This window comes from Sulfurimonas crateris, assembly GCF_005217605.1.
GTDB lineage: Bacteria > Campylobacterota > Campylobacteria > Campylobacterales > Sulfurimonadaceae > Sulfurimonas > Sulfurimonas crateris.
Window position 1 is genome coordinate 199258 of sequence record NZ_SZPX01000006.1, and the last position, 26028, is coordinate 225285.

32 protein-coding genes and 2 tRNA genes are annotated in these 26028 nt (G+C 36.0%); 17 read left to right on the plus strand and 17 right to left on the minus strand.

Going from position 1 to position 26028, the window contains the following annotated elements:
* Window positions 1–14 precede the first annotated feature (14 nt).
* A complete protein-coding gene (locus FCU45_RS08885) occupies window positions 15–803 on the minus strand; it encodes a hypothetical protein (protein WP_246032280.1) in 789 nt (262 codons plus the stop codon).
* Window positions 804–1452: 649 nt separating this feature from the next.
* Here FCU45_RS08885 and FCU45_RS08890 point away from each other — a divergent pair.
* Both FCU45_RS08890 and FCU45_RS08895 read left to right on the plus strand, forming a co-directional pair.
* Window positions 1453–1731 (plus strand): helix-turn-helix domain-containing protein, encoded by a 279-nt coding sequence (locus tag FCU45_RS08890; RefSeq protein WP_246032281.1) that lies wholly within the window; start codon window positions 1453–1455, stop codon window positions 1729–1731.
* Complete coding sequence (locus FCU45_RS08895; RefSeq protein ID WP_137014424.1) at window positions 1728–2939, plus strand: type II toxin-antitoxin system HipA family toxin; 1212 nt, start codon at window positions 1728–1730, stop codon at window positions 2937–2939. Before FCU45_RS08890 ends, FCU45_RS08895 begins: the two co-directional genes overlap by 4 nt.
* Before the next feature lie 18 nt (window positions 2940–2957).
* On the opposite strand, the gene FCU45_RS08900 is transcribed toward FCU45_RS08895, so the two are convergent.
* Genes FCU45_RS08900 through FCU45_RS08920 form a run of 5 tightly spaced genes read right to left on the minus strand, consistent with a single transcriptional unit; the run spans window position 2958 to window position 5566 of the window.
* Window positions 2958–3785 carry a hypothetical protein gene (locus tag FCU45_RS08900; protein ID WP_137014426.1) on the minus strand — a complete coding sequence of 276 codons (828 nt, stop codon included), beginning with the start codon at window positions 3783–3785 and terminating at the stop codon, window positions 2958–2960.
* Between the two features lie 2 nt (window positions 3786–3787).
* Entirely contained in the window at window positions 3788–4267 is a 480-nt protein-coding gene (locus FCU45_RS08905) for a hypothetical protein (RefSeq protein ID WP_137014428.1), read from the minus strand.
* 1 nt (window position 4268) lies between these two features.
* On the minus strand, window positions 4269–4733 hold the full coding sequence (locus FCU45_RS08910) for a hypothetical protein (protein WP_137014430.1): 465 nt from the start codon (window positions 4731–4733) through the stop codon (window positions 4269–4271).
* Complete coding sequence (locus FCU45_RS08915; RefSeq protein WP_137014432.1) at window positions 4726–5379, minus strand: hypothetical protein; 654 nt, start codon at window positions 5377–5379, stop codon at window positions 4726–4728. Before FCU45_RS08915 ends, FCU45_RS08910 begins: the two co-directional genes overlap by 8 nt.
* Window positions 5369–5566: a helix-turn-helix transcriptional regulator gene (locus FCU45_RS08920; RefSeq protein WP_137014434.1), complete on the minus strand. Its 198-nt coding sequence runs from the start codon at window positions 5564–5566 to the stop codon at window positions 5369–5371. The genes FCU45_RS08915 and FCU45_RS08920 overlap by 11 nt, the downstream gene beginning before the upstream one ends.
* A gap of 311 nt (window positions 5567–5877) precedes the next feature.
* Between FCU45_RS08920 and FCU45_RS08925 the strand changes: the two genes are divergently transcribed.
* Window positions 5878–6573: a hypothetical protein gene (locus tag FCU45_RS08925; RefSeq protein ID WP_137014436.1), complete on the plus strand. Its 696-nt coding sequence runs from the start codon at window positions 5878–5880 to the stop codon at window positions 6571–6573.
* 867 nt (window positions 6574–7440) lie between these two features.
* Here the strand turns inward: FCU45_RS08925 and FCU45_RS08930 are convergent.
* The 3 genes from FCU45_RS08930 to FCU45_RS08940 form a co-directional block, all read right to left on the minus strand.
* Window positions 7441–7517, minus strand: a tRNA-Arg gene (locus FCU45_RS08930).
* Between the two features lie 65 nt (window positions 7518–7582).
* Window positions 7583–7801, minus strand: coding sequence for a hypothetical protein (locus tag FCU45_RS08935; RefSeq protein ID WP_137014438.1), 219 nt, complete (start codon window positions 7799–7801; stop codon window positions 7583–7585).
* Between the two features lie 4 nt (window positions 7802–7805).
* The gene (locus FCU45_RS08940) at window positions 7806–8033 is read right to left on the minus strand and encodes a hypothetical protein (RefSeq protein ID WP_137014440.1); all 228 of its coding nucleotides are present in this window, start codon (window positions 8031–8033) and stop codon (window positions 7806–7808) included.
* A gap of 296 nt (window positions 8034–8329) precedes the next feature.
* On the opposite strand from FCU45_RS08940, the gene proB reads away from it, so the two are divergent.
* Complete coding sequence (gene proB, locus FCU45_RS08945; protein WP_137014442.1) at window positions 8330–9106, plus strand: glutamate 5-kinase; 777 nt, start codon at window positions 8330–8332, stop codon at window positions 9104–9106.
* A 46-nt stretch (window positions 9107–9152) separates the two neighbouring features.
* On the opposite strand, the gene FCU45_RS08950 is transcribed toward proB, so the two are convergent.
* Window positions 9153–9401 (minus strand): hypothetical protein, encoded by a 249-nt coding sequence (locus FCU45_RS08950; protein WP_137014444.1) that lies wholly within the window; start codon window positions 9399–9401, stop codon window positions 9153–9155.
* A gap of 217 nt (window positions 9402–9618) precedes the next feature.
* Between FCU45_RS08950 and FCU45_RS08955 the strand changes: the two genes are divergently transcribed.
* Genes FCU45_RS08955 through FCU45_RS08975 form a run of 5 tightly spaced genes read left to right on the plus strand, consistent with a single transcriptional unit; the run spans window position 9619 to window position 13877 of the window.
* Window positions 9619–10041 carry an ATP-dependent zinc protease family protein gene (locus tag FCU45_RS08955; RefSeq protein WP_137014446.1) on the plus strand — a complete coding sequence of 141 codons (423 nt, stop codon included), beginning with the start codon at window positions 9619–9621 and terminating at the stop codon, window positions 10039–10041.
* A gap of 13 nt (window positions 10042–10054) precedes the next feature.
* On the plus strand, window positions 10055–10987 hold the full coding sequence (gene rimK / locus FCU45_RS08960) for a 30S ribosomal protein S6--L-glutamate ligase (RefSeq protein ID WP_137014448.1): 933 nt from the start codon (window positions 10055–10057) through the stop codon (window positions 10985–10987).
* A gap of 3 nt (window positions 10988–10990) precedes the next feature.
* Window positions 10991–12040 (plus strand): succinylglutamate desuccinylase/aspartoacylase family protein, encoded by a 1050-nt coding sequence (locus FCU45_RS08965; protein WP_188109230.1) that lies wholly within the window; start codon window positions 10991–10993, stop codon window positions 12038–12040.
* Between the two features lie 2 nt (window positions 12041–12042).
* Window positions 12043–13074: a peptidase M42 gene (locus FCU45_RS08970; RefSeq protein WP_137014450.1), complete on the plus strand. Its 1032-nt coding sequence runs from the start codon at window positions 12043–12045 to the stop codon at window positions 13072–13074.
* A 17-nt stretch (window positions 13075–13091) separates the two neighbouring features.
* On the plus strand, window positions 13092–13877 hold the full coding sequence (locus FCU45_RS08975; protein ID WP_137014452.1) for a CorA family divalent cation transporter: 786 nt from the start codon (window positions 13092–13094) through the stop codon (window positions 13875–13877).
* Between the two features lie 70 nt (window positions 13878–13947).
* Here FCU45_RS08975 and FCU45_RS11835 read toward each other — a convergent pair whose 3' ends face one another.
* The gene (locus tag FCU45_RS11835; RefSeq protein ID WP_281276916.1) at window positions 13948–14079 is read right to left on the minus strand and encodes a hypothetical protein; all 132 of its coding nucleotides are present in this window, start codon (window positions 14077–14079) and stop codon (window positions 13948–13950) included.
* Window positions 14080–14310: 231 nt separating this feature from the next.
* Here FCU45_RS11835 and FCU45_RS08980 point away from each other — a divergent pair, with 231 nt between their 5' ends.
* From FCU45_RS08980 to FCU45_RS08990, 3 genes are read left to right on the plus strand one after another with little or no spacing between them, the layout of a single operon-like run.
* Window positions 14311–15033 (plus strand): 2OG-Fe(II) oxygenase, encoded by a 723-nt coding sequence (locus FCU45_RS08980; protein ID WP_137014454.1) that lies wholly within the window; start codon window positions 14311–14313, stop codon window positions 15031–15033.
* A gap of 46 nt (window positions 15034–15079) precedes the next feature.
* Window positions 15080–17053, plus strand: a complete 1974-nt coding sequence (gene uvrB, locus FCU45_RS08985) for an excinuclease ABC subunit UvrB (protein WP_137014456.1) — start codon at window positions 15080–15082, stop codon at window positions 17051–17053.
* A gap of 11 nt (window positions 17054–17064) precedes the next feature.
* Window positions 17065–17631, plus strand: coding sequence for a DedA family protein (locus tag FCU45_RS08990; RefSeq protein WP_137014458.1), 567 nt, complete (start codon window positions 17065–17067; stop codon window positions 17629–17631).
* Between the two features lie 8 nt (window positions 17632–17639).
* Here FCU45_RS08990 and pckA read toward each other — a convergent pair whose 3' ends face one another.
* Entirely contained in the window at window positions 17640–19226 is a 1587-nt protein-coding gene (pckA, locus tag FCU45_RS08995) for a phosphoenolpyruvate carboxykinase (ATP) (protein WP_137014460.1), read from the minus strand.
* Between the two features lie 161 nt (window positions 19227–19387).
* On the opposite strand from pckA, the gene FCU45_RS09000 reads away from it, so the two are divergent.
* Window positions 19388–19463: transfer RNA gene (locus FCU45_RS09000), tRNA-Val, on the plus strand.
* A gap of 151 nt (window positions 19464–19614) precedes the next feature.
* A complete protein-coding gene (locus FCU45_RS09005) occupies window positions 19615–20715 on the plus strand; it encodes a tyrosine-type recombinase/integrase (protein WP_137014462.1) in 1101 nt (366 codons plus the stop codon).
* On the opposite strand, the gene FCU45_RS09010 is transcribed toward FCU45_RS09005, so the two are convergent.
* Complete coding sequence (locus FCU45_RS09010) at window positions 20716–21141, minus strand: hypothetical protein (RefSeq protein ID WP_137014464.1); 426 nt, start codon at window positions 21139–21141, stop codon at window positions 20716–20718.
* A 216-nt stretch (window positions 21142–21357) separates the two neighbouring features.
* Between FCU45_RS09010 and FCU45_RS09015 the strand changes: the two genes are divergently transcribed.
* Entirely contained in the window at window positions 21358–22950 is a 1593-nt protein-coding gene (locus FCU45_RS09015; protein WP_137014466.1) for a hypothetical protein, read from the plus strand.
* 196 nt (window positions 22951–23146) lie between these two features.
* Window positions 23147–23836, plus strand: coding sequence for a hypothetical protein (locus tag FCU45_RS09020; protein ID WP_137014468.1), 690 nt, complete (start codon window positions 23147–23149; stop codon window positions 23834–23836).
* Between the two features lie 91 nt (window positions 23837–23927).
* Here FCU45_RS09020 and FCU45_RS09025 read toward each other — a convergent pair whose 3' ends face one another.
* From FCU45_RS09025 to FCU45_RS09040, 4 genes are read right to left on the minus strand one after another with little or no spacing between them, the layout of a single operon-like run.
* Complete coding sequence (locus FCU45_RS09025) at window positions 23928–24302, minus strand: hypothetical protein (protein WP_137014470.1); 375 nt, start codon at window positions 24300–24302, stop codon at window positions 23928–23930.
* Window positions 24274–24768 (minus strand): hypothetical protein, encoded by a 495-nt coding sequence (locus FCU45_RS09030; RefSeq protein WP_137014472.1) that lies wholly within the window; start codon window positions 24766–24768, stop codon window positions 24274–24276. The genes FCU45_RS09025 and FCU45_RS09030 overlap by 29 nt, the downstream gene beginning before the upstream one ends.
* Window positions 24765–25154, minus strand: coding sequence for a hypothetical protein (locus FCU45_RS09035; RefSeq protein ID WP_137014474.1), 390 nt, complete (start codon window positions 25152–25154; stop codon window positions 24765–24767). Before FCU45_RS09035 ends, FCU45_RS09030 begins: the two co-directional genes overlap by 4 nt.
* Window positions 25155–25167: 13 nt before the next feature.
* Window positions 25168–25581 carry a hypothetical protein gene (locus FCU45_RS09040; protein WP_137014475.1) on the minus strand — a complete coding sequence of 138 codons (414 nt, stop codon included), beginning with the start codon at window positions 25579–25581 and terminating at the stop codon, window positions 25168–25170.
* 251 nt (window positions 25582–25832) lie between these two features.
* Between FCU45_RS09040 and FCU45_RS09045 the strand changes: the two genes are divergently transcribed.
* Window positions 25833–26028, plus strand: a 196-nt coding sequence (locus FCU45_RS09045) for an IS110 family transposase (protein WP_137013084.1), incomplete at its 3' end; no start/stop codon positions are given.

A 26028-nucleotide genomic window follows, 5' to 3' on the forward strand; every position in this document is an offset into this window, starting at 1 on the left:
AGAGAATAATGTAACTATAAGTAGTGCAAAGTAATACTCGCCCTATTATGCTTCATCTCATAACTCACCTGTTGCAGCGACTCTTCATAACCGTAGCCGGCTTGCGCATACTCAAACATCCGTCTTTTTGCAAAGTTCCATCTAAGCCCATGAGAAGCTTCAGGGGTTTCGTTTGAAAGAAGTGCTGCTTGTTTGATATCTTCATAGTAGGCTTGACGGTTGATTTTAAATTTTGGATTTTGTAATAGATAGTTTTGAAGCTCATTGTATGTATTAAGCGATACTAAAACTTCTCCCTCTTTACCACCTTTTTCTTTTGTGAAAATGATGCCCTTTTGAGTGTTGGTAATATTGTCTTGTTTAGTTCCCAAAAGTTGTTCGGTCTTTATAAGTGCCACACCCTCAATTCTGGCTCCACCCTCATGCTGAATTTTTGCTGCAAGTTGATGGAGTGGGTTTTTGAAATTATGGATTAAAAGTTCAGGTTTTCTATAAGCACGGTTATGATAGTTGTTGACAACATATTTTAAATCTCTTGCTTCATCTAAAATGGTTTGTCTGATAGAGAAATCATACTCTTTTTCAACTCCATGAATATTTTTTGCAAAACGCTTGAGTGCGATTTCAAGTTTGCCGAGTGCGGCACTTATCTTTTCTAAGTACTGTTTAGATGGATAGTACTCTATTTTGTAGTCCATGTAAGCTGCTATATGTTCGGCAGATATCTTTTCAAAGTCTTTTATGCTCCAGTGTTCTTGCAAGTAGTTAAAAAAGTTATTCCATATATTTCTATAGCTCTCCATTGTTTTAAAAGAGGCGACCTTTTGAAAATGGGGATTATTAGGATTGATTCTATCCTCTTTTTTTGCTCCGGCTTCAAAGATCTGTTTAGCTAATTGTGCACTTTGATAATAGACGCTTCCTCTAATTTTTTATCCTTTTTTTTTGTTTTAACTTTTGATAGATTTAGCCGCTATCTGAGGCAAAGTTTGTTTAGTCAATCTGCATTTGTTTTATAAAACTTGCATCTGTTTTAGCTCTTTTAGTTACGATGGTACATATACCCTTGGGCATATTGAGCTCCAACGATTAATTTCATGTGTCATAAATTTAATAACAAACTTTAGCATAGAAATTTGTTCGATTAAGGTTTTGACTTTTTCTAAGAGGTGCGAATGTTTTTTACGGTTTCCTTTTTGAAAGAGAGTGATTTTTAAATCTCCAAAAGATGGGAATTAGTGCTGTTTTAATAAAATTTGTAAAAAACACTCAAAAATACAGTTTTGAAACATCCTAAAAAACACTTTTTTTATAGTTCAATCGATGGTTTTTGCTCAAACAGTTATATTGAAGATAACTACTATTTTATATATCAAATATTAGCTATAATATCACTATAGTTTATTTGAGGTTAATATGTTATCTATAAATATAAACACACCCCAATCGGTAATGCAACACTTAGCAGAAAACTTTAAGCAAAAAAGACTTGCGTTAAACCTAACGCAAGAGGGCTTGGCAAGCAAAAGCGGAGTGAGTCTCGGGAGTCTAAAGAGGTTTGAAAACAGCTCACAGATCTCTTTAGAGTCACTCTTAAAACTCTCTGTCGTTTTAGGTTGTCTTGATGATTTTATGAATATCGCAAAAACCAAAGAGAACTCTTTTAGCTCTTTGGATGAGTTGCTTCAAACCAAAAAGAAACCTTTAAAAAAGAGAGGCAAGTTAAAATGAGCATCAAAGTTGTCAATGTTTATTTGCACACACAATCTCAAAAACTCAAAGTCGGGCGACTTGCTTTGAAAGAGAGGCAGATATATTTTGAATATGATGGTAACTTTTTAAAAACAGGAATTGAACTCTCGCCATACAAACTTCCTCTTAGTACAGGTGTAAAAGTGTGTGATGATAGAGTATTTGATGGATTGTTTGGAGTTTTTGCAGATTCATTGCCTGATGGCTGGGGAAAGCTGCTGATTGACAGACATCTTATGAGTCAAGGGGTCAATTTTGCTCAGATTTCACCGCTTGATAGACTTATGATGATAGGTGAATTTGGTACAGGGGCGCTAAGTTATGAGCCGCTTATGGAGGGTGTAAGTGCAAAAGAGACAATAAATTTGGATGAGTTAGCTCTTTCATCACAAGAGATTTTAAAAGGTGTAAGTGCCAAAAATATCGAAACTCTCATAGCAAACAACGGCTCAAGCGCAGGTGCAAGACCAAAAATCATGGTGCAGATAAATAAAGATGCTCAAATACTCCCATCAAATCAACCTCTTGTGGATGGATTTGAGCACTATATGGTCAAATTTGCAGGAAGTACAGATAGCCCACATATTGGGAAATTAGAGTATATCTACTCTCTTATGGCAAAAGATGCGGGTGTAGATATAAGCGAAACGAAACTGCTTCAAGGTAAAGAAAATAGCTATTTCGCCATCAAGAGATTCGATAGAAGCGGTGATAAGAGAGTTCACATCCACTCATTAGCAGGGTTAGTTCATAGCGATTTTAGATTGCCAAGTATTGACTATGACGACATTTTAAAACTTACTCTTAATCTTACAAAAGATATGAGCGAGGTGTTAAAGGTGTATAGATTAGCGGTATTTAATCTGCTCACACATAACCGTGATGATCATGCCAAAAACTTCTCTTATCTTTTAGATGAAAACAATAATTGGATATTTGCACCTGCGTATGATTTGACATTCTCTTTTGGTCCAGGCGGTGAACATAGCACAACGTATCTTGGAGAAGGCAAGAATCCAGGCAAAAAATATCTTGAAGAGCTTGCAAAAAAGCATGGAGTTAAAGAGTATAAAAGTATCATCGATGCAATGCGCAGTGCTGTGTCAAACTTTAAAAAATATGCGACTGATGTGCAATTACCGCAAAAATATAGTGATGAGATTTGTGGTCAGTTTGTAGAGGTTTAAAATCCTCTACAAACTCTATCAAACACCAAAATCTTTTAGTGCATAAAGAGATTTTCGAGAAGGCGTTATCGTGCTAAAGCTAGGCAATAACTTTTGCTCATGATAGTGATGTTCAACATAAGGGTACTCTTGCGCAAAGCGTTTTGCGCTCTCAAAATAAAAGTTGATAAAAGAGAACTCTTCATCATACTCTTTTATTTTTTTAATCATTTGAAACACATATTCTCTCTGCCATGTTTCGTTTTTCATAAAAGATTGTGCTACCAAGGTGCATTGTTCAACTTCATCTTTAGTTTCGTTAGTCAAATACTGCCACTGTCTCATCTTTTGCATATAGACAAAAGCCGTTGCTAAAAGAAGCGCTTGCATTGTATGTTTACCATATTTGCTTTGAGTGTCTTGAAAAAGACTCAACAATGTCCTAAAAATCAGCTCTTTTATGGAGTATACCAAATAAGCACTCCCTTTCTCACCACTGTTTCTTATCTTGAGTTTAAACTCTTGCGTACGATTACTTTTGATAAAGTCATCATTTTTATCCAAAAAAAGCAAAATATGAACAAAAGTCGTGTGAAACGGCTCCTCGATCATCGCGTACGCAACGATAATATTTTTATATAGCTCAAGAGACTCTTTTGAGTGAAATATATAAATAGGGTAAAAATAGTATTTCATGGGACTTTTATCACCAACTAAAACATAGTGTTTGTGAGGCGGAGAAGCCGCCTTGCTAGTACAAGTTTTTATAGGTGCATCCCTCTTTTTAATTGACTCAGTATCTATTTTTCTGTATTTCAAAAAGAGGTAAACAAGGAGTGCAACAAAGATAAAAATATATAAGACCATAACTATTTTCCAAGCTTTAATAAGTTGCTTTGATATAGCATATCCGTCCAACTCTCTAGCGTCTGAGTGTTTTCATACTCTAGGATCCTTGCAAACGAATATCCCTGCATCGCCATATTCCAGATATCAACAATAGCTTTTGCTTCGGATTTTGAGATATAGATTTTTTTACCATCGTCCAAAGAAAGCTCCAAGCTAATCACCTTTTTACCGTTTAACTCTCTTTGTACAACTTTAAAAAATGTGTTTTGCTCATCGCCTTTGTCAAACAGTTTTAACTCCTCTTTCAACAAAATCGTGTCTGCAAAATTATCTGTAATAACCTCATTGCCTACTATAAAAAGGACATTTCTCATATATTTTTTAGTGTTTTTGACATCAATCTCAAAGCCTCTTAGTATGCCTATTTCCATATGATTGTTAAGTGCCACAACAGTAGGCTCCGGCATATTTGTATCATCTCTTTTGATTAATTCATCCATATTAATTTTCTCCTTTAGCTTCATTTTTTATGGTTTCTAGCTCACTCCAGAATTTATAAAGCGTGGAGTGTGCGACCTCTAATTTGTGGTACTTTTTGAGGTACTGTGCAATTTGTCTAAAACTAAGATCTTGTTCTAACTTTAAAGTACGAATAACAGCCCAGTATCCGAACAGTTTGTCTCTTTTTGCTTTTTGCCTGACGCTTTTATTTTTTAGCTTGATTACATTAAGATTTACGGTATCAAGCTCTTTTAAAACATCATCAATCGCCAAAATCAAGCTAACTAACGTTAGTATTGCATTTTCAACATTGCTATAAGAACTCCTGAGCTTGTGAAAAATTGGCTTTTGTCGCTCAAGAATTTTTAGTTTTGTACTCGTGTCCACTCGTGCAAAAAGTCTAAGTTTTTGGTTTTGAACTTCTCTATTCATCTTTGTAAATTGTTCTATCAAAGACTCACTCATCCTGCACCTCAATTTCACACAATTTATCTTGATTTTCAAACATCCACTTCCAAGCTTTTTTGGCTTCATCAGGTGACAAATCTTGCATAGAATGTGTATTAAACAGATAGCCTTGTGTAGTGACTTTTATCCCTGTGCTGGTTTTAAAATCCAAAGCACCGTAACATACAATTTGATCTTTGTACGCATTCACTATAAAATTTTTGAAAAACTGAAAATCATGCAACCAGAGAGATTTATTCTCTTTTACTTTAGTCTCTTGTTGTCTATTATGTGCAACATGTGTCTCAGAACCGTTTAACATGTCTTGAACTGAGTGTAATTGACTCAATTCTAAAAGTTGTTGTTCCTGCTTTAATTTTCTTTTTTTTGCAGATATTTGCCCAGCAATCTGATTCTTCTTCTGTTTTTCAATATAAGGTACCATTAAACCATTTAATAATGGGGATACAAACATTTCTCCATCATCAGTTGTAAAAAGTTCAAAAAAACCATAACTTGTAATGACAGTTTGCAATATTGGTAAACTTATTTCAAACTCTGATGCCAACAGATCCAAATCTTTCATTGCTCGCTTCATTCTTCTTTCATTTCTTAGGTTGGCAGGATGTGGAAACCAATGTTTGTGTTTCAAATTATTGTTCATAACCTACTACCTCGTGCTCTTCGAACCACTGATCAATTTTCAATCGATCATATCTAACAAATTTCCGTCCAATTTTGCTATATGGTATTCTTTTTTCACTTCTCATTTTTTTCTGCGTTTCAACACAAATAGCAAATTCCTCTTCAAATTCAACAGGTGTTAACCATCGCTTTTGGTTCTCTTTCATCTTGTTTGTCCTTTAAGTGTTTTAAGGCGCCTTTGAATTATCAATTGATGTCGTTATTGTACCGTTCAGAGATTTTGGAGGGAATGCAGGGACGGTCAAAGTTGACTATGCTATACTTGACATTATTATTAAATTGTGCTAGAGAGTTACTTGCAAATTCAACTAAGCAGCTAGGTCAATGTCTATTTAGCCATTAGCTGTAATTTTGCAGTTCCTTTTACAAGGTGTACTTTTGTGCTAACATATCACTGCAAAAAATATTAGATTAGCTTCTCTGATTTAATAACAAAAAGTTTTTAGAAGGGTCAAAAGTGATAAATATTTTTGATAATTTTACAGAATTAGAAGCAAACGATAATACTGAAATACTGAATAAATTAGGTATCTTACAATTTACGCCTGAAACATTAGAAACAATGATTCATGTAAATGGATTATCGAGCTATGAATTACAAATACTAGATTACTTTATAGAAAAAACCCTTAAACTTTTTCCTCAATTGTTTCCTTGTATAATACTAGAGCAATCTCAATCCCAATATAATCTAACAAAGAGAAGAAACAAACATAATCATAGGATGCAAAAAAGAGCGGAGAACAAAATCACACAACGAAGACCTGCAAATGAGATTTTTAATTCTTATAATGAAAAAGAGTATTTATCATCTTGTGAGGAGGATAAATTTTTAGACCTTATTGACAAAGATTTTACTTTTAAAGATATTGAGAATGAGATATTAAAAATAGTTCAAGAAAAATTTCATCAACAATTTTTAAATGATGAACTTGCAAAGCTATCAAAAATTATCACCGCAGAAATATATCTTAGAACATTAATGCCAGAAGAATACATCAATACTGAAGATTTTAAACGATTTAAAGATGCTTACAATACTGCTATCAATCAACATACTATACAAATTATTGAAAAAGTAGAATTAATGCAGGATAAAGGAAGCAGCACAAAAGAATTATGTGAGCTACTTCAAAAAGAACTTCTTAAATAGCATGAGCATACTGAACTTTTAAGTATACTCATCTGATATTATTAATCACTTATTTTCATTAAGGCTTACTAATCTGGATAAACATCAAATCGAAATATAAATCATTCATATTTTACATTTGTTTAAACAAATTATTCTTATCTATGATGGGTCTTGCTTAAGATTCCCATCTTTTATACATTTACGTGCTTGACAGACTATATTGTTCGTAATTAACGAATGTTGAAACCTTTATTATTTATCATGATGCACCTCCTTTAATCATTAGTATTGCATCTGAAAATCTATCTAAAGATTTTGCAAGTTTTAGTAGAACTTTTCGGTCTACTTCTGAAAACTCTTTTTGTTCTAACAACAAATCAGTTTTGGCTCTTATTCTCGCCAAGATATTGTCGACTCTTTGAAACATATTGTCTAAATTCAACATGTTGTTAAAGTAACAATTTGTTCTGTTTACAAATCAGCAAAAATTTGTCTTACCAATAAAGCAATTAGGTAAGTAGCGCACTTTTTATTTTAGTTCTATGCAAACTCTTATACATATTTACTGTGAACTTTATAATTTTAGTTTGCTCGGAAACATGCATTGCAAGAGACCAACACTCAACTAATTAAAGCTTGTGTTTCCGTTTCATTTGTGTGTTTTATAACCTAACTTTTACTTCTTTTTTTTCTTTCCATGTATGCCAATTCTTTTGGCTTATTCATGAAATGAACATAATTATATAGTTTTTTTATTAAAAATGTCAATAAAGGGCAATTATTTTTTTTCAAAAGTGGGACTTAAAGTGGGACAAGTACAAAACTTAAACAATTTTTCTACTTTTTAAATTTCTTTGAAAGTTCGTTGTTGAGGGAGTTTTTTAATGGTGCGCCCGACACGATTTGAACGTGTGACCGCTGGTACCGCAAACCAGTGCTCTATCCAGCTGAGCTACGAGCGCACACCATCTCTATTAAAGAGACCGAAATTATATCACTCTTAGCTTATATAATAATAAATTTTGTCTTAAAATTCTAATTTTTTTGTGATCTCTTCTATCCTCTGCTCTTGGAGAAAAAGTTCGTGGTTTTTACGAACATAAGCCTGAAGCAATGTCTTTAGGTCGTTGTTGCCCTCTACATTGAAATCTTTTCTCATCTGCTCTTGCAAAAAAATGGCAAAACTCTCTTCAACATCAACATCAAAACGACGTCCGCCAATATTTAAACCAAGCTTTTTACTCATATTTTTAAACCATTATACTTTCTAATTTTTCTACTATAGCCTCTATCTCCAGCTCTTTTTGAGCATTCTGTTCTATCAATCTTGCTATCTCTTGATTTTTTATCTCACTCTCGGCTTTTAATTTTACAAGTTCGAGTCTAAGCGCCTCGTTCTCCTCTTTAAGAGAGTTGTGCTTCTCGACAATAGATGAGATCTTTTCGCTTAATTTTGCCAAGGTAGTTTGGTTTTGCATAAAACAGTCCTATAAATCGTTATCTGAACATAATTCTATCATAATTTAGTGTAGGAGATTAACCTTTTCTTCCCATTTGCGTTAGTTTTTTTTTAAATTTTTTTATAAATTTTCTGCCGCTTAGCGCGGCAAACTTTTCTAAAGAAACTTTGTTTTGTCCCACAGCGGCTAGCGTAACTAAATGGGCTCTGCTCATTTAGTGTTCAAACTAATAAAAACTAAACCTTTAACTTGTTACAATTGGGGCCAAAAGCTCAGTTGATTATAAACGAGCTGCGAAAAACAAAGGAAAATTAATGAAAAGAGTTGTTATTAAAGTCGGTACTGCTGTCCTGACGGAGAATAATCATATTGCGAAGGAGCGTATGTTAAACCTGGTTACACTTATTGTTATGCTTAAAAAGAAGTATGACGTAATATTAGTAACATCGGGGGCAGTCGCTGCGGGATATTCTATTTTAAAACTTGACAAAAGAAAACAGATCGGCAAAAAAGCACTAGCGGCTGCGGGACAGCCTATTTTAATGACCGCATACAAAAAGAAATTTGATATTTATGATATTACAACGGCGCAAATTTTACTTACAGAAGATGATTTTGACTCACGAAAACGTACTAAAATGTTTCAAGAGATCATAGATGCGCATCTGGAGAACGATATTTTACCTATAGTAAATGAAAACGATATTACATCTACACCTGAGCAGCTTTTTGGAGACAATGACCAGCTCTCTGCAAATGTAGCTTATGCCGTAGAAGCAGATTTGCTGGTCATACTTAGCGATATTAACGGCTATTACACTAAAAATCCTCAAGAGTACAAAGACGCAAAACTCTATAAAACCGTAAATGAACTTCCAAAAGAGGCTCTAGCAGACACCTCGACTGCGAACAACGAATTTGCGACAGGCGGGATCGTGACAAAACTAAAAGCTGCTGATTTTTTAATAAAGCGCGGAAAAAGAATGCTTCTGTGCAACGGGTTTGATCTGAGTGCCGCAAAATCTTTTCTGCTTGAGGATAATCATACTCTTGGAACTCTCTTTGAGCCAAAAGTCAAAAGCGAGAAGTAAACATCTATTTATCGGTAGCTTTTTTATATGCTACCGAAGTATCTTTTTATTCATAATCGTCTGAATATTTGTTTCTATGTGAGAATTTCTCTACGTGTTCATACTCGTCATCTTCATCGTCCCATGAACTCTCAAGCTCGTTTTCGATAATTCTCTCATACCCCATTTTATTGAGCTCATCATCGATCTGCTCTACATCTATGCCGTTTTTTCTGCTAAAGTCCAAAATGTAATCAACATCCTTTCTCATTACACCGTTTAACTCTAACATAAACTCTAAATCTTTAAAAGTCATATTTGCCCTCTTAACAAATACAGTTCATACCCCCTCAAGGGCTTAATCTCTTCTAGCATAAAGCCACTACTACCCATAACTAAACTTTTATTTTATGCAAAATTATACTCTCAAATGAGTTTTTTTTTGCTAAAAGTAACTTTAAGAAAGCCTCTTTTTTTTAATGCTCTTGACGCTCATATATGATATAATCTGCTTAAAACATCGGATTGATTTAATGACAGAAAAAAAGATTATCGGTACTAGAGAGCTTATCTCGATCCCTGATCTGGATCTTTATGATCTTGATGTAAAGATCGACACCGGTGCCGACTCAAATGCCCTTCACTGCGATGATATATCCGTAGATGAAGATAACATCGTCCACTTTAGGCTGCTTGATGAAGTACATCCCGCATATAGTGACAAAAAGATGGCGGTTCCTCTGTATGCAATGAAAAAAGTGCGCAGTTCAAACGGAGAACTTCAACACAGGCCATCCATAAAAGTAAATGTCGAGTTCTTCGGCAAAACCTACAAAACAGTTATATCTCTTACTAACCGTTCGGATATGAAGTACCCTATGTTGATCGGCAAAAAGTTTTTGGCAAACAAATTTTTAGTTGATGTTTCAAAAGAGTATCTAACAAAAAAAATATAAATCAGGAAAAAATATGAGAGTCTATATATTATCAAGAAACAAAGAGCTCTACTCTACAAAAAGATTAGTTGAAGCAGCGCAGGCAAAAGGGTGGGAAGTCAGGGTCATAGACTACTTAAAGTGCAGTATCGAAATAGCAAAGGGCGAGCTAAAAGTGAACTATCAGGGCAAAGAGCTTCCTGCACCCGATGCTATTATTCCAAGGATCGGAGCAAGTAGAACTTTTTACGGAACTGCAATGGTGAGACACTTTGAGATGATGTCCGCTTTTTCGACATCAGGAAACTTAGCTATTGCAAGAAGCAGAGATAAGCTAAGAAGTCTTCAGATCTTATCAAAAAACGGCGTAGATATGCCAAAGACCGTTTTTGCTTCAAACAAATCAAGCGCTAAAGATGTCATAGAGCTAAGCGGAGGAGCGCCGCTTATACTAAAAATATTAGAGGGCACTCAGGGTGTAGGAGTTGTTTTGGTAGATAGCGAAAAGGCGGCAAAATCGGTTCTGGACGCATTTTACGGGATGGATGTAAACCTTCTTGTTCAAGAGTATATTGAGGAAGCCGGCGGAGCCGACATCAGAGTTTTGGTCGTAGGCGGAAAAGTTGTCGGAGCAATGAAAAGACAGGGAGCAGAAGGTGACTTTCGCTCAAACCTGCATCAGGGCGGAAGCGCAACTGCACACAAGCTCTCAAGAAAAGAGAAAGCAACAGCACTTGCAGCTGCAAAAGCGATGGGTCTTGGAGTCTGCGGAGTCGATATGATCCCATCATCAAGAGGTCCGCTTGTAATGGAAGTAAACTCTTCACCCGGACTTGAGGGAATTGAGAAATCCACACAGATAGATATAGCCGGAAAGATCATGGAGTATATTGAGAAAAACGTAACTCCAAAAAATGGGGCAAGTTCAAAAAAAAGAAAACTAAAAAAAGATAGTATCGGAGCTTAACATATGCCTAGTGCAAATTTTTTTCTAGGTTCGCAGGAGATACCAAAAGGTGCAAACCTAACCGTAAATATTGAACTCCCAAAACTCTACAACACACCGACTCAGCTTCCGATCCACGTAATAAGAGGAAAAAAAGATGGTCCTACTATTTTTATAAGCGCGGCGATTCACGGAGATGAGCTAAACGGCATAGAGATAATAAGACGGCTTAGAAAACTAAGCATTTTAAAAAAGATAAAAGGCACACTGTTGCTTGTTCCTATTGTAAATGTTTATGGAATTATGACGCTCTCAAGATATCTGCCTGACAGAAGAGACTTAAACAGAAGTTTCCCCGGGAGTCTAAAGGGCTCTCTGGCAAGCAGAGTGGCAAAAATATTTTTTGACGAGGTCGTAAGAAAGTGCGACCTCGGCATAGACCTTCACACCGCCTCGATCCACAAATCAAATCTTCCCCAAGTTAGAACGAACATAGACAACGAGTACGCTTTTTCTTTGGCAAAAGTATTTGGAGCTCCCGTTGTTCTTCACTCAGAGCTTCGAGACGGCTCTTTGAGGGCAGTTGCTCAAGAGGAGGGGATACCTATACTTCTTTATGAAGCGGGCGAGGCTCTGAGGTTTGATGAAACCTCGATAAGAATAGGAGTTCACGGAATAGTCAGCGTACTTAGAGAAAACGGTATGCTGCCAAAAGCAACAAAGAAAAGAAGCATGAAGAATCCTATAATCACAAGAAACAGCCAGTGGATACGCTCAAGCGAGAGCGGAATGCTTAGAACCATAAAGGCTCTAGGAGATACGGTGCGAAAAGATGAGATCATCGCCTTTATTGATGAACCGCTTGGAGATAACAGTTTTGAGCTAAGCGCGCCGTATGACGGTGTTATTATCGGTAAATCTGAAATACCGCTTGTGCAAGAGGGAGATGCCATCTTTCATATAGCAAAACTTAGAAATCTTGAAGTGGCAGAGAACAAGATCGAGCGTTTCAATGAGAACGTAACCGAACTGAGCGAATTTTTTGAACTCAACAACGAGGATATAATAGAGTAATCATGGAACTATTTTACGATATATTAAAACAACTTATCCGCATACCAAGCGTCGTTGGAGAGGAACACCCGTTCTTTATGTTTATAAAAAGAGAGCTTGAAGAGCTGGGCGTAAAGGTCGAGTATTACGACGGTGTACTTATCGCAAAGGGAAGTGACCCGCAGAGTGGCTACATCTCTGCTCACGCCGACAGACACGGTCTTATCTGCACTGGGCATAACGAATTTCAGTATGCTGCATTTATTGCAAAAAACAAGGCGGACTTGACGGGTGATTCAAGCTCTGAGCAGCTTCTTCACAACTTTACTGCAAGATTTGTCGATGAAAAAGTTCAGGCGTACGAACCTTGGTCTGGAACCTACTTGGGGCTTGGCTCCATCAAGGATGCTTTTTTATGCCAAAGAAGAAAGAACATTATCTTTAAAATAGAGGGTTTTGACTATCTTTTTCCAGGAACACCGATAGCTTTTACCGATAAACTTGAGATAAAAGATGACCTCATCTCGGCACAGCTTGACAATGTCGTAAGTATAGCCATCATTATATATATGTATGCCGTCGGTTATAAAGGGACAGCTTTTTTTACCGCTTCTGAGGAGGCTGGAAGAAGCTGGAGATTTTTGCTGGAGTGGTTTAGACGTTTTGATATAAAAACAGATGAGCTGCTTGTCCTTGACACAAGCCCATACCCTACTCTCGATGAGATCAGAAATATAGATATAGTTATGAGAAACAGAGATTCAAATGCCGTATTTAGATCGCCTTTAAAAAATAGGATAAAGCAGATAGCTATAAAGAACAAGATACGATATGATTTTAAAGACAGCTACCTAAAAGCTAAAATGGCTAAGAACGGCACTATCAGCTCTCTTGGAACTACAGAGCTTGGAAGACTTATTCACGCAACAAAAGGGGAGATTCAGGGAACTACCCTGCAGATCCCGACAATAGGCTACCACACAGTCCATGAGACTACTACTAAAACTGCCGTTGAGAGCATGATAAAGGTTTTAAAAAATCTGTATATAACTTAAGATATAAAAGGAAAACAGTGAGCAATGTACATAATCTGGTAGATAACCTTCATATAGAAGACTTGCAAAACGAAACGCATCCATCTATTTTTGATGAAAATGATGGTTATGAGATGTTAATCCTCAGGCTCCCTGTTCTTTTAGATGAGATGAAAGTTACCTCTACGGGTTTTATTATAACACCTGAGAATAGCTATCTATATATGAGAGACAAAAAAGAGCTCAAGCCCTTGGGAAGCCGCTTTGAAGCCCCTTATGAGATTCTAGACGGTATAGTCGATGAGCTTTTAAAAGCTTTTGATAGTTACCGCGATCTTATAGAGGATATAGAGGAGAGTCTCTACCTAAACAAAGCTACAAACTCTTTTATGAACAGATGGCTAAAACTTAAACGCAATATCGTGCGAATCGAGAGAATACTTACACATGCATCTTCGACCATGGATGAGACGATTGCATATTATAAAAAGTGTGATGATTTTCCGCTGAACCACTACCTAGATCTTCATGAGCACCTTGAGAGAACATTGCGCTCTGCTTCACTACAGCTCTCAAAACTTGACTATATCTACAAGTTTTACACAACTCAGACAAACGAGAGAATAAACCGCTCGATCTTTGCACTTACCATTATCTCTGCAATATTCTTGCCTCTAAATCTGATAGTAGGCTTTTTTGGGATGAATACCAGCGGCTTGCCTTTTTCAGATGGATTATCGGGAACAAACAGCGTTTTAATACTAATGGTCTCCTTGTCGGTTATAGCTTTTTTGGCTATCTATTTTATGAAAAGAAAAATCTAGGGGGTTTTGAAGAGTGTCACTAAAACAGGCCAAAAGACCTATTTTAGAAGGAGAAATAAAATTTTAGATATTAATAAATATCTGAGCTTGGATGGTTAGGCTTACTAATGGGAGTTTTAGCCTCTTTTGTATCGTAGTGGACTACGTTGTCTGCTTGAAGAGCACCTAATGTCAATGCGATTAATAAAATGATGTTTTTCATTTTGGTTTCCTTTGGTAAGAACGCGTTACGCTCTAAATTTTTAAATCAGAGTAATTTTATCCGATTTAACTTTTATGTTTCTTATCACTTTTTAACTACATAACAGTTTTAAGATTTTTTTAATTTTTTTGAAATATTCCTAATCACAATTTACTCTAACTCAGATACAATTCTAAAATTATAAATTACATAACAAAACCTCTTTTAAACATAGGTTTGCAAAGTAGCCAAATGCACCAGATAAGCAACCACATATTTTGCGACGACTTCATCGCAGAACTAAAACTTGAAATGCGTCTGTTAGCAAATCCATACTATGACTATCCATATCTTATTATTAAAAATTTCTTCTCAAAAGCGATCTGCCATGAGATCTCGGAGTACGCCTATAACACCTCAGAGGGAGAAAAAGCAAAGGTAAAGACAAGAGTTTTGGGCAGTGTAGTAGATCCAAGCGTGGATGAGAGCATCAGAAAGACTCTCATTCATAAACTATCTGAACTTCATCAGGGGCTCTATGAAGAGAACTTTAAAATATATCAGCCCCAAATTGAGCGCTTCTTCAGCGTAGCACTCACTACATCTACAACTCTTCAGGCGCTCGAATACACAAAAGGGTCATTTTATATAAAACATTCGGATGATTCAAACGAGCTGGTAGATGCCCATGGCAGAACGGTAGGCTTTGTTCAGGTGGCACCACAACGCAAGATCACCACAGTTCTATTTACAACCCCGCATAAAAACCATAGCCGTGAGGAGTACAGTTTTAGCGGCGGAGAACTGGTTTTTAATTATCTCTTCGATGCAGAAGGCAAGCAGATAAAACTCTACCCGGAGGCGGGAGATATGATAGTTTTTCCAAGCAACCCCATATATAGCCATGAAGTACTGCCCATAAAAGACGGCTACAGGCTGACTCTAGTTCAGTGGCATAACGCCATTGTCAACTAAACTACATTGAGAGTTTGAGATAACCCCAAATCCGCTATAATTTCACATGTCAAAATTTAAAGTTTATTCAGATTATTCGCCTGCAGGCGACCAGCCTACAGCCATTAAAACCCTAAGCGATTCTATTTTAAAAGGGAACCGTTACCAAGCCCTAGAGGGCGTGACCGGAAGCGGAAAGACCTACACAATGGCAAGTGTTATAGAAAAAGTGCAGATGCCGACCATCATAATGACGCACAACAAAACTCTTGCTGCTCAGCTCTACTCTGAGTTTAGACAATTTTTTCCAAACAACCATGTAGAGTATTTTGTCTCCTACTACGACTACTATCAGCCCGAGGCTTACATCCCGCGTCAAGACCTCTTTATTGAAAAAGACAGCGCCATAAACGATGAGCTTGAGCGTCTTCGCCTCTCCTCAACCGCAAATCTTCTCAGCTATGATGACGTTATCGTCGTGGCTTCCGTCTCTGCAAACTACGGTTTGGGAGACCCTGAAGAGTATGAAAATATGGTGCAGTCCATTGCCATAGGCGACACAATTGCACAAAAAAAGCTTCTTCTTCGCCTTGTCGAAATGGGCTATAGTCGAAACGATACCTACTTCGACAGCGGGCATATACGCGTAAACGGCGAGACTCTAGATGTTTTTCCGCCCTACTTTGAACAAGAGGCTATCCGCATAGAGTTTTTTGGTGACGAGATAGAGGCAATCTATACCTTTGATGTAATAGATAACAAAAAGCTTGAAGAGCATAAACAGTTTACCATCTACGCAACCTCGCAGTTTAGTGTTAGCCAAGAGAAAATGGCAGTTGCGATAAAGCGCATAGAAGAGGAGCTTGACGAGAGGCTTGCTTACTTTCAAAAAGAGGGCAAACTAGTTGAGTATCAGCGCCTAAAACAGAGGGTAGAGTTTGATCTTGAGATGCTGCAAACGACGGGAATGTGTAAAGGTGTAGAGAACTACTCACGACTGCTCACAAACAAAAAACCCGGAGAAGCACCCTACACTCTGCTTGATTACTTTGCTCTGCACCATAAAGAGTATCTCGTAATAGTTGATGAGTCACACGTCTCACTTCCACAATACCGAGGAATGTACGCAGGGGACAGAGCAAGAAAAGAGGTTCTTGTAGATTACGGTTTTCGTCTGCCAAGTGCGCTTGACAATAGACCATTGATGCTGGATGAGTATATACACAAAGCTCCTCACTACCTTTTTGTCTCTGCAACGCCCTCCTTGTACGAGCTTGAGATGTCAAGCACTATAGCAAAACAGATCATCCGTCCAACTGGACTTCTTGACCCCGTTTTGGAGATAAAACCATCTACAAATCAGGTGGAAGATATACATGATGAGATAAAAAAGGTCACAGTGAAAAATGAGCGTGTTTTAATAACCGTTCTTACAAAAAAGATGGCAGAGGCACTTACGAAATATCTCGCAGATCTTGGAATAAAAGTGCAATATATGCACTCAGATATTGATACGATTGAGAGGAATCAGATAATCCGCTCACTGCGTCTTGGCGAATTTGACGTTCTCATAGGGATCAACCTTCTGCGTGAAGGGCTTGACTTGCCAGAAGTGAGTCTTGTAGCAATATTGGATGCCGACAAAGAGGGGTTTTTAAGAAGCGAGACATCACTTATCCAGACGATCGGAAGAGGTGCTAGAAATGCAAACGGCAGAGTTATTCTGTATGCAAATAAAATCACTTCCTCTATGCAAAAAGCTATTGACATCACTAATGCCAGAAGAGAGATGCAGGAGAAGTACAACAAAGAGCATAATATTACGCCGACAACTACCATCCGCAAACTTGATGAAAATCTCAAAGTAGAAGATTACGGCGGTATTTACCAAAAGCATAAAAAAATGGATAAAATTCCTCCTGCAGAGAGAAAAGCGATGGTAAAAGAGCTATCACTAAAGATGAAAGAAGCAGCTCGTGAGCTAAACTTTGAAGAGGCTGCACGACTTCGTGACGAGATAACAAAAATTAAAAAACTATAGGACAAAAACTGATGGAAGATACATTTAGCAATCTTGCTACTTACGGATATATAGGACTTTTCCTCTACTCTCTTGGCGGAGGGTTTGTAGCGATCATTGCAGCAGGGGTCCTCTCTTTTATGGGCAAAATGGACTTGACGACATCTATTCTTATCGCTTTTGTTGCAAACGCACTTGGCGACTTTTTACTATTTTATATGGCAAGATACCAAAAAACAATGATGATGGACGGTCTAAAAAAACATAGAAGAAAACTTGCCCTTGCACACATCATGATGAAGAAAAACGGCTCATGGATAATACTTTTTCAAAAATTTGTGTATGGGATAAAGACACTTATTCCAATAGCGATCGGTCTAACCAAATATGACTTTAAAAAATTTGCCATTCTTAATGTTTTAAGTGCAGGAGTTTGGGCACTTGCTTTTGGGCTTGGAAGTTACTATTCTGGAAGTTTCTTGATGAATATAGCCGAGACAATAAGTCAAAAGCCTTGGATCGCGCCTATTGTTTTAGTTGTGCTTGGTGGGGCTTTATGGTTATATATGACTCACGCGACGAAAAGAAAGGTCAAATAGAGAGTTTTTTAACTCTCTATCTTTGGTCCTGCTGCAGAGTAGTCAAATTCGCTGTCCTCACTCTGATACTTTTTAAAGTTCTCTATAAACATCTCAGCCAATGTATCTCTAGTTTTGTCAAACTCCTCTTTATTAGCCCATGCATTACGAGGGTTGAGGATCTCAGGATTTATCTCTCCTAGAGTCTTTGGAACATGAAGACCAAACGTTCTTGTTACATCAAACTCACTGCTTTTTATGCTTCCGTCTAGTATCGCGTTTATACAAGCACGAGTGTCTTTGATGCTCATTCTGTGACCAACACCGTAAGCACCGCCTGTCCAGCCTGTATTTACAAGATATACGTTTACGCCGTGTTTATCGATCTTCTCACCTAAAAGCTTGGCATACACCGTAGGGTGAAGCGGCAAGAAAGCCTCTCCAAAACATGCGCTGAATGTTGCTACAGGCTCTGTTATACCGCGCTCTGTTCCTGCAACTTTTGCAGTATATCCGCTTAAGAAGTAGTACATTGCTTGTTCACGAGTAAGTTTTGATACCGGAGGAAGAACGCCAAAAGCGTCCGCAGTTAAGAAGATTATGTTTTCAGGGTGACCCGCGCCCAAAGATGGTTCGTGGTTGTCTATATGCTCTATCGGGTAAGAGACTCTGGTGTTCTCTGTTTTACTTGAGTCTTCGTAATCGACCTCGCCGTCACCATACATGACGACATTTTCAAGCAGAGCACCAGGCCTAATGGCGTTATAGATCTCAGGCTCGCTCTTGCCGTCAAGGTTTATGACCTTGGCGTAACAGCCTCCCTCAAAGTTAAATACACCTTCATCATCCCATCCATGTTCATCATCGCCGATAAGTCTTCTGTGCGGATCTGTTGAGAGAGTAGTCTTTCCTGTACCGCTAAGTCCGAAGAAAAGTGCAGTATCACCGCGCTCTCCGACATTTGCAGAACAGTGCATAGAGAGCTTGCCCTCTAGTGGCAGCCAGTAGTTCATCATAGAGAAGATGCCCTTTTTCAGCTCGCCGCCGTACCATGTACCGCCGATAATAGCCAGATTGTTCTCAATATCAAAAAGGACAAAAACCTCAGAGTTAAGCCCATGCTCCATCCATTTATCATTAACGGCTTTGCAAGCGTTTAGTACCGTAAACTCAGGCTTGAAGTTCTCTAATTCTTCCTCATTAGGGCGGATAAACATATTTTTAACAAAGTGAGACTGCCATGCTATCTCTGTTACAAAACGTATTGATTTTTTTGAAGCTTCGCTTGAACCGCTGAAAACATCAGTTATATAAAGATCTTTTCCAGAGAGTTGCTCTCTTGAGAGATCCAAAAGTTCATTGAATATCTCTTCGCTGATCTTTTGATTTACATCGCCCCAAGCGATATATTGATTTGACGGATAACGATCTACAAAATATTTGTCTTTTGGACTGCGACCGGTAAAAATTCCCGTGTCCACAGCTGTTGCACCTTTTTTTGTTACAACACACTCATCATTTTCAATCTCATGTCGAATTAGTTCATCATAACTTAGATTATGATAAATCTTACCAACACTTTTTAAGCCTATCTCTTCTAACTCGGTTAAGTTCATAACTTGCCTTATGGTACTTTTTAATTATGGGTGGAATTATACACTTAATAAACATAAATTAAAAGTAAATATCGAGCATCAATTCTATTTTTTAATAACTTTTCCAATAGGTTAATTGCAGAAAATTTACTTTAAGAATTTTTTGGTAAAATTTCGCTCTTGCTCGCATAACTCAGTTGGTAGAGTGTTACCTCGACAAGGTAAAAGTCACTGGTTCGAGTCCAGTTGTGAGCACCACTATTTATTACTACTAATTACTTATTTTAGGCACTTTCAGCTTCCCCTATGTTTTACTTGTTACAATTTCCATATATCCATTTACTACTAAATACTGATAAAATGTTGCGGTAAATGTTGCGGTAAGATTTTAAACAAGGTAGAAATAAAAATGTCTGATTTGATAAAAACAAAATTTGCAGGTATTTACTATAAAGAAGAGCCTAAAACAAAGGTTAAAACCTACATTGCCAGAATAAATATAAGAGGTCTTATTAACACGGAACAGATAGTCGGGTACTCTAATGATACAATAAGAACAAACCCCTCTATAGCCTTTCAAAAGAGAAATGAACTCATACAAAAAATAAAAGCCGGAGACTCTATAAGAGCAGAGGATAATCCGACACTTGACTCATATTTTAATGAGTATATGGATTTTAAAGAGAGCGGCAATTTGTTATCCGCTAAAAAAATAACTGTCTATAAATCATTTTACCGCAACCATATACCGCAACATTTGAAGTCAAAAAAGCTCAAGCAGATTACAAAAGACGATTTTCAAAAGGTAATAAATATTATGGTTAAGAATGGATCTAAACCAAGTTTTATAGAAACCGTAAAAACTTGTTTCTCTCCAATCTTCAATGATGCAATAGAAAAGAGCATTATTGCTAAAAATGTAATTAAAGGTTTGAAGTTCCCGGACTACGACCCAAACAAATATTTTAACTTACCTGACAATAAAGTAAAAGCTCTTTTTGAAGCAATTATGAATATTGCAAATAATAAATATAGAGTTATGTTTATGTTTTTACTCAGAGGCAGAAGAGCCGGAGAAGTTTTAAGTATGCAATGGTCTGATTTAAACTTTGAAAATAAAACTTATAATATTCGAGACTCTCAATCTAAAGTAAGAAAAAATCTTACTTTTTCTCTTGATGATGAGCTTTTGGCACATTTTGAATACTTAGATAAAAAAGAGAGCGGCTTTATCTTTATAAATCCAAAAACAGATAGACCATATTTTACATTTCCAGTTCGAGTATGGAACCGCATTAGAAAAGATGTAGGAATAGAAGAGATGACTATACATGATTTTAGACATTTGCTAGGATTTACGCTTGTGAATAATAATGTGCCGTTAGAGCATATCTCTAAAGCTCTGGGACACTCTAAAATCACAACTACACAAAGATATAGCAATCAAAAAGAACTAATGGCTAAACAAGCTGTAGATGTATTTTTGGGGATTATTCAAAAAAATAGTTAATTACTCTTTATTTATATCGCCTAAATAAGCCGGCTTAGGATACATAGTCATTACTGCTTCATGCAAGCTCTTTTTTGTCTCTTCTCGACGTTCTTCTTCTGTCATATCATGATAACTTTTTTCTTTTTTTGCAGTATTGCTCTTTTGCTGTTGCTTTTCATCTGAATTAACTGTTTTTATCAATGGCTTTATCGAGATAATTTTTTCAGGATCAGACTGTAATTTGGTTTTGTTTCTTTTGAGCCATTTGCTCAAATTTGAATCAGTAATACCTGTTTTATTTTTTGATACACTTCTAAGATACTCTATAACCTGCTTTTGAGAATACTCTTTCTCCAGCAGTGTAAAAATAGTATCCCTATGTTTTTCAAATACGCTTTTTCTCTTATTTGGCTCGTTATTCGTTAAAAATTCCTCCAAAGACATATTTGACTCCATTTGAATAATTTTGACTAATTATAGCATTTATTTTCCTTATTTTGAATGTTATTTACCTTAGTTGAATATATATGAAATAAATTGAATAATAATTGAAACAAACTTGAATATTAATAATCAGGTATGGGCATAAAAAAATTATGATATAATTTTCTATACTTTTTGCTATATGCTCAACTGTCGTCGAGCTTGAAAGAGATGATAATGAAAGAGAATTTTAGAGTTGATTTGCATATCCTAGACCATGCGGATACAATCAAGAATGACATAAAAGAGTACAACTCTACTATTCACAAGCATCATTTTAAGTGTAGCATTGATACATCTCAACTTATTGTAAAAGGCCATAACACTAAAGACAAGATCAATAAAGTCATGAGAGATCTGCTGGATGAGATTACAAATACAGAATATGAATTTAGAGTAAAAACAAGAACATATACGGATAGGCACGGCAATAAAAAAGAGTACTACTCTACAAAGAGATTCAATTTAAAAGATGATGTGCTTGCAGCATATCATAACCGGTCGTTTAATTCTGATGCAGAGTTTGATAACATAGAGCCTCATTTTCATTTTCTTTTTTCAAACAGAGAGATGGGCAGAAGCTTTTATCATCTTAAAAAACATTTACAAGAGAAAGCCGGCAAGTATGGTTTGGTTTTTCATTTTGCAGAAGATAAAGAACACGGAACAAATAGATATAAAGGTCTTATGCAAAAATGCAGTAATTTTTCCTGGTGGACCCAGAAAATGAATGATAAAGTGTTTTCTAACTATGTCAACCGCAAAAGCGAAGATATGACAAATAATTTAGATCTTTTGCTGGAGTATACACAAAAGACTGGAAATCTACAGTTTTATATCAAAGTTATGAACAATTTAAAAAAGAGGCTTCTTGAGAATGATTTATCGTTTGAGTATAGAGGCAATGATATATCAAAGCTCTATCCGATACCGTTAAATGAGCAGATGAGCGAAACATTAGAGGCAATAGCTAGAAAAGACAAGAGAGCACTTGAGAGACTTAATGATAGAGATAACTTTTTATCAAGAGATTATATAAAGTACTGCAACGGTTTTCAATCAACTATTATAGGGGAACTTGCAGCAAGAGGCTACAATCTTGAAGTAATGGAGTTTGATTATTCCGGCATGCAGGCAAAAAAGAAGAGTAAAAAAGAGAGACCGTTTGAAACGTTTAATGAAGCCGTAAAAAAGGACTTGCAAGAAGCTTTAAAGTATGCAAGAAATGAACGTGAGCTCAAACTGTTTTTACAAAAAAGCGGCTATGACGGTATCGGTTTTAAAAGTAAAAATATCAACGGAAAACGGCAAAACATAGGTCTTAAATTTAATTTTAAAGGCAAGGAGTATAGTGTATATTATAACCAGATAGACACTACGTGGAGTGAGATCACAAGGCAGCTTATGGATTCAAACAAGCAGCATTTGCCCGAAGAAGCGCTTGCAAGTAATTTAGCAAATCTGAAATTCTTTGATTCTTACCAAAACAAGATATTTAAACAGATATACGACATAGATGCGGACATGGACCTATCTAAGTACTTTATTAAAAAAGAGAGCGACCATATTGTTATCAGTTCAAAAGATTCCAAAATTATAGACAGTGCACAAAGAATAGAAGCAGAATATAGCGATGATGAAGAGATTAAGCTTATTGCACAAATGCTTATTAATAAAGGATGGACTGATTTTGAGAAGCTTGAATTTAACGATAGCGATGAGGATTTTATATTAAAATTGAAAAATGAGATGGAAGGTTATAATTATTAACGGTCTCTAATTATTGCTTTTTTATTATTTTTGATGTATAGTATTTGTAATGTTTGAAACACTCAAACATTGCCTAAAAAACGACAAATTGGAATAGGCACTGATAATTATGAATAGTCGAAATTCAACTAAATAAATGTTGAATAAGACTATTCATAAAATTTAAATTTTAAAAATAAAAAAGTAGGATTGGGTTGTGACTATAGAGTCAATATTAAATAGTACTGAAAAAATTAAATCAAATAAATATGCCACACCTATAAGCGTACCAACACATTTGGAGTATCCAAAATTACAACATATTGATTTTCAATTAATAAAGGAAGCTGCTTCTAAACTCTTAGAAAAACAAAAACAAGAAATTGAAGAATCAAATCAAAAAAAAGATCCTAATTGGAAGACAAAATTAATATTTAAAATAATAATAAAGCACATACTTATACTTTTTTTTATGATCTATTTATTTGCATCTACTTCACGAGATGCAGAGCTTTTTTTGTCAGTTGTTAGTTTTTTTTTAATTCTATATGCTTTATATGATATTTCTTATGCATTAGGTACATTAGGTAAAGAAAAGTCGCCTTATTCACTAGAAGAATTGGAGATAAAAATATATAAAAATTTTCTTCATATAACATCAATAAATCAACTAGGAAATGATATAAAATTTGAAACTTTAGGGGTGGTAGAAAATCATTCAAGTGAGTCAAGTAATCGAGAACAAATATACATTCAAGCCTATAAAATGGGTGCTGATGCTATTGTTGGATTTAAAACTGATCATTCCGCATCAACAACTGTATCACATAGTAGAACCACTAACCGTATAGCTTCAGAAGTAAACCACTACTACCATGGTCAAGGAACCGCGATTAAACTTATTTAGAAACAACTGCATACAAAAAGCAGATTGCTTCTTAGGCTTGATCTGTTTATAATACTTAAGCATATCTTTTTATGCACATTTATACTGGCACTTAAAACAAAATTTCCTTTGCCACTATCAAAACAGCTGTAACAGATAGAACCGCAATCGTGGCGTTAAGCACCGAAAACGGTTTTTTGTAAGTATCTTTTTTTGAATATTGTTCAAGTTCAAATTTCTCCAGTGCCGTTGATATTTTCGCATCTATCTCAAGCTGCGTATTTGCGCTTGAAGTTCTATACATTATGTCAGTAATTTCAAGCACAAGTTCATTAACATTGCCTACGGTCTGTATCATATTTTCGATTCTTTGCTCATAACTGTTCAATCTATCTTCCGTCTGTTTTATAAACTTTACAAGAATTGCCTCTTGCAGCTTTTCATATTTTGCATTGTCTTCAGTATGTGTGGGTGTCTGACTCATCATATATCTCCTTTTGTGTATGTTTTTGTTCGTTTTTTGCAGATATTCCAAAACTCGCATCTAACATTTGACTGATTTTTTCATTACTTAATATGTCAAGCACATTGTTTTTGGCCAAAAAGTCGTCAAGCTCATGTTCTGTAGCCTTTTGAATTATTTCTACTCTATCAACTACTGCACTTAAAAGATTGTCTCCTTCTATTTTTTTCTTAAGATCATCTGCAAGTCTTCTCTCCAGTTCTTGAGTGTGCATCTTTTTTATTTCTTGAGCTATTAACATAAGAAAATAGAATGGATTGAGGGCAGCAACATCGTTACAGGCATTTATTTTTAAAGGCTCTTGGCGGCTTTCTCGCTCCTGTCTTAGTATTTGCAAGTTTGCATTAATAGTCTCTTGCTCACTTTGAAGCATGTTTTTTATGCGACTAAGTTTTGCCATATCTGTATTTTTTATTTTTCTCGTTTTCATCTTTCTGTCTCCTCTTCTACAGCATCAAATTCATTAATTAGCTCCACGCTTTTAGTTACTGCTTCTATACTGGTTGTCTGTTCCAGTATGAAATTAATCTCTTCATAACAACCGACAATTTCTTTTGAAATCATTATTGATTTTTTTAGTTCTTCCTCTCTTTTAAGCGCCTCTTGCTTAGAAATATTAGAGTCGGCCATAACAGTGATATTAAAGTCGAGAGCGAGCGCTTCGTCCATAGCTTCTACCGATTTATGAACTGTCGCATTTAGCTCCCACATCATAGCTTGAACTATAGCACATCCGCAGCAGACGGCTTTCAGAGAATTTGGAACAAACAATAGAGACAATAATATGGCAAGGGAGCTCAAGCTTGTCTTTTTCATTTTTTTTGTCTCCTTAATAGTGAAAATGAGGATCAGGTGTAGCAGTCACATCCTGAAACTTTTTTTGAGATTCGTATTTAATATGACTAAGTCCTGCTATCTCTCTTTTAATGTTTGCAAGTTTTTCATAATCCACTAAAAGAGTCTCATACTCTTTTATGAGTTCTTGAGCCTTCTCATGTGCAAGCTGCATCATCTTGACATCTTGCCGGTGTTGTGCGTCATCCATCTGTTTTCTGATCTCTGCCTGACGAAGAGACAAGCGATACTCTTCTCTGTATACCCTACTCTCCAGCCCTACGGTTTTTAATTCTGCCGCCACGCTCATAATGGAAGATTTTTTAAATGTTTGATGAGCGTCCAACTGCTTATGAACGCGCTCAGCTGTTTTATTACCGGTTAAAAAATTAAAAAATTTACCGAACATGTATATCCTTCGTATAATATATTTATCAACCAAATAGTTAAAATATGGTTGTGTGTTCTTAAAGACTCATAGTTTTCACAAAAGCTAATAATAAACAGGTTTCTTTCCTTTTTGGACTTAAGTACCAGCACATAAAACGTCTTGTGTTAGCTTTATAAAATCATCTATAGGATGCTAAGGGGAGATTAACACTCTTTACCTTTTATAACACGAAGCTATGAGATCTACAAACTAACTACAAGAGGTGTATTATGTATTACGTTGGGATTGATGTTGCGAAAGAGAAACATTATGTTTGTATCTTAGATGATACTAATGAGTTTGCTGTTAAACCGTTTTGGATATATTCAGATATTTTAGGTCTTAGAGAACTACTCAAACGATTAGCTGAGTTATCTTTAGATAGTGATGATTTTATCATAGGAGTAGAATCTACGGGTGCATTTA

Excerpts from the sequence above, each read along its gene's own strand:
- FCU45_RS08970 (WP_137014450.1), top strand. The coding sequence starts at position 12,043 with ATGGAACTATTTTACGATATATTAAAACAACTTATCCGCATACCAAGC.
- FCU45_RS11835 (WP_281276916.1), bottom strand. The coding sequence starts at position 14,079 with ATGAAAAACATCATTTTATTAATCGCATTGACATTAGGTGCTCTTCAA.
- FCU45_RS09030 (WP_137014472.1), bottom strand. The coding sequence starts at position 24,768 with ATGAAAACGAGAAAAATAAAAAATACAGATATGGCAAAACTTAGTCGC.
- FCU45_RS09015 (WP_137014466.1), top strand. The coding sequence starts at position 21,358 with ATGAAAGAGAATTTTAGAGTTGATTTGCATATCCTAGACCATGCGGAT.
- FCU45_RS08890 (WP_246032281.1), top strand. The coding sequence starts at position 1,453 with ATGCAACACTTAGCAGAAAACTTTAAGCAAAAAAGACTTGCGTTAAAC.
- FCU45_RS08950 (WP_137014444.1), bottom strand. The coding sequence starts at position 9,401 with ATGACTTTTAAAGATTTAGAGTTTATGTTAGAGTTAAACGGTGTAATG.
- FCU45_RS09035 (WP_137014474.1), bottom strand. The coding sequence starts at position 25,154 with ATGAAAAAGACAAGCTTGAGCTCCCTTGCCATATTATTGTCTCTATTG.
- proB (WP_137014442.1), top strand. The coding sequence starts at position 8,330 with ATGAAAAGAGTTGTTATTAAAGTCGGTACTGCTGTCCTGACGGAGAAT.
- FCU45_RS08965 (WP_188109230.1), top strand. The coding sequence starts at position 10,991 with ATGCCTAGTGCAAATTTTTTTCTAGGTTCGCAGGAGATACCAAAAGGT.
- FCU45_RS09005 (WP_137014462.1), top strand. The coding sequence starts at position 19,615 with ATGTCTGATTTGATAAAAACAAAATTTGCAGGTATTTACTATAAAGAA.
- pckA (WP_137014460.1), bottom strand. The coding sequence starts at position 19,226 with ATGAACTTAACCGAGTTAGAAGAGATAGGCTTAAAAAGTGTTGGTAAG.
- FCU45_RS08935 (WP_137014438.1), bottom strand. The coding sequence starts at position 7,801 with ATGAGTAAAAAGCTTGGTTTAAATATTGGCGGACGTCGTTTTGATGTT.
- FCU45_RS08895 (WP_137014424.1), top strand. The coding sequence starts at position 1,728 with ATGAGCATCAAAGTTGTCAATGTTTATTTGCACACACAATCTCAAAAA.
- FCU45_RS08900 (WP_137014426.1), bottom strand. The coding sequence starts at position 3,785 with ATGGTCTTATATATTTTTATCTTTGTTGCACTCCTTGTTTACCTCTTT.
- FCU45_RS08990 (WP_137014458.1), top strand. The coding sequence starts at position 17,065 with ATGGAAGATACATTTAGCAATCTTGCTACTTACGGATATATAGGACTT.
- FCU45_RS08980 (WP_137014454.1), top strand. The coding sequence starts at position 14,311 with ATGCACCAGATAAGCAACCACATATTTTGCGACGACTTCATCGCAGAA.
- FCU45_RS08940 (WP_137014440.1), bottom strand. The coding sequence starts at position 8,033 with ATGCAAAACCAAACTACCTTGGCAAAATTAAGCGAAAAGATCTCATCT.
- uvrB (WP_137014456.1), top strand. The coding sequence starts at position 15,080 with ATGTCAAAATTTAAAGTTTATTCAGATTATTCGCCTGCAGGCGACCAG.
- FCU45_RS09025 (WP_137014470.1), bottom strand. The coding sequence starts at position 24,302 with ATGATGAGTCAGACACCCACACATACTGAAGACAATGCAAAATATGAA.
- FCU45_RS08920 (WP_137014434.1), bottom strand. The coding sequence starts at position 5,566 with ATGAAAGAGAACCAAAAGCGATGGTTAACACCTGTTGAATTTGAAGAG.
- FCU45_RS08955 (WP_137014446.1), top strand. The coding sequence starts at position 9,619 with ATGACAGAAAAAAAGATTATCGGTACTAGAGAGCTTATCTCGATCCCT.
- FCU45_RS09010 (WP_137014464.1), bottom strand. The coding sequence starts at position 21,141 with ATGTCTTTGGAGGAATTTTTAACGAATAACGAGCCAAATAAGAGAAAA.
- FCU45_RS08885 (WP_246032280.1), bottom strand. The coding sequence starts at position 803 with ATGGAGAGCTATAGAAATATATGGAATAACTTTTTTAACTACTTGCAA.
- FCU45_RS08905 (WP_137014428.1), bottom strand. The coding sequence starts at position 4,267 with ATGGATGAATTAATCAAAAGAGATGATACAAATATGCCGGAGCCTACT.
- rimK (WP_137014448.1), top strand. The coding sequence starts at position 10,055 with ATGAGAGTCTATATATTATCAAGAAACAAAGAGCTCTACTCTACAAAA.
- FCU45_RS08915 (WP_137014432.1), bottom strand. The coding sequence starts at position 5,379 with ATGAACAATAATTTGAAACACAAACATTGGTTTCCACATCCTGCCAAC.
- FCU45_RS08910 (WP_137014430.1), bottom strand. The coding sequence starts at position 4,733 with ATGAGTGAGTCTTTGATAGAACAATTTACAAAGATGAATAGAGAAGTT.
- FCU45_RS09040 (WP_137014475.1), bottom strand. The coding sequence starts at position 25,581 with ATGTTCGGTAAATTTTTTAATTTTTTAACCGGTAATAAAACAGCTGAG.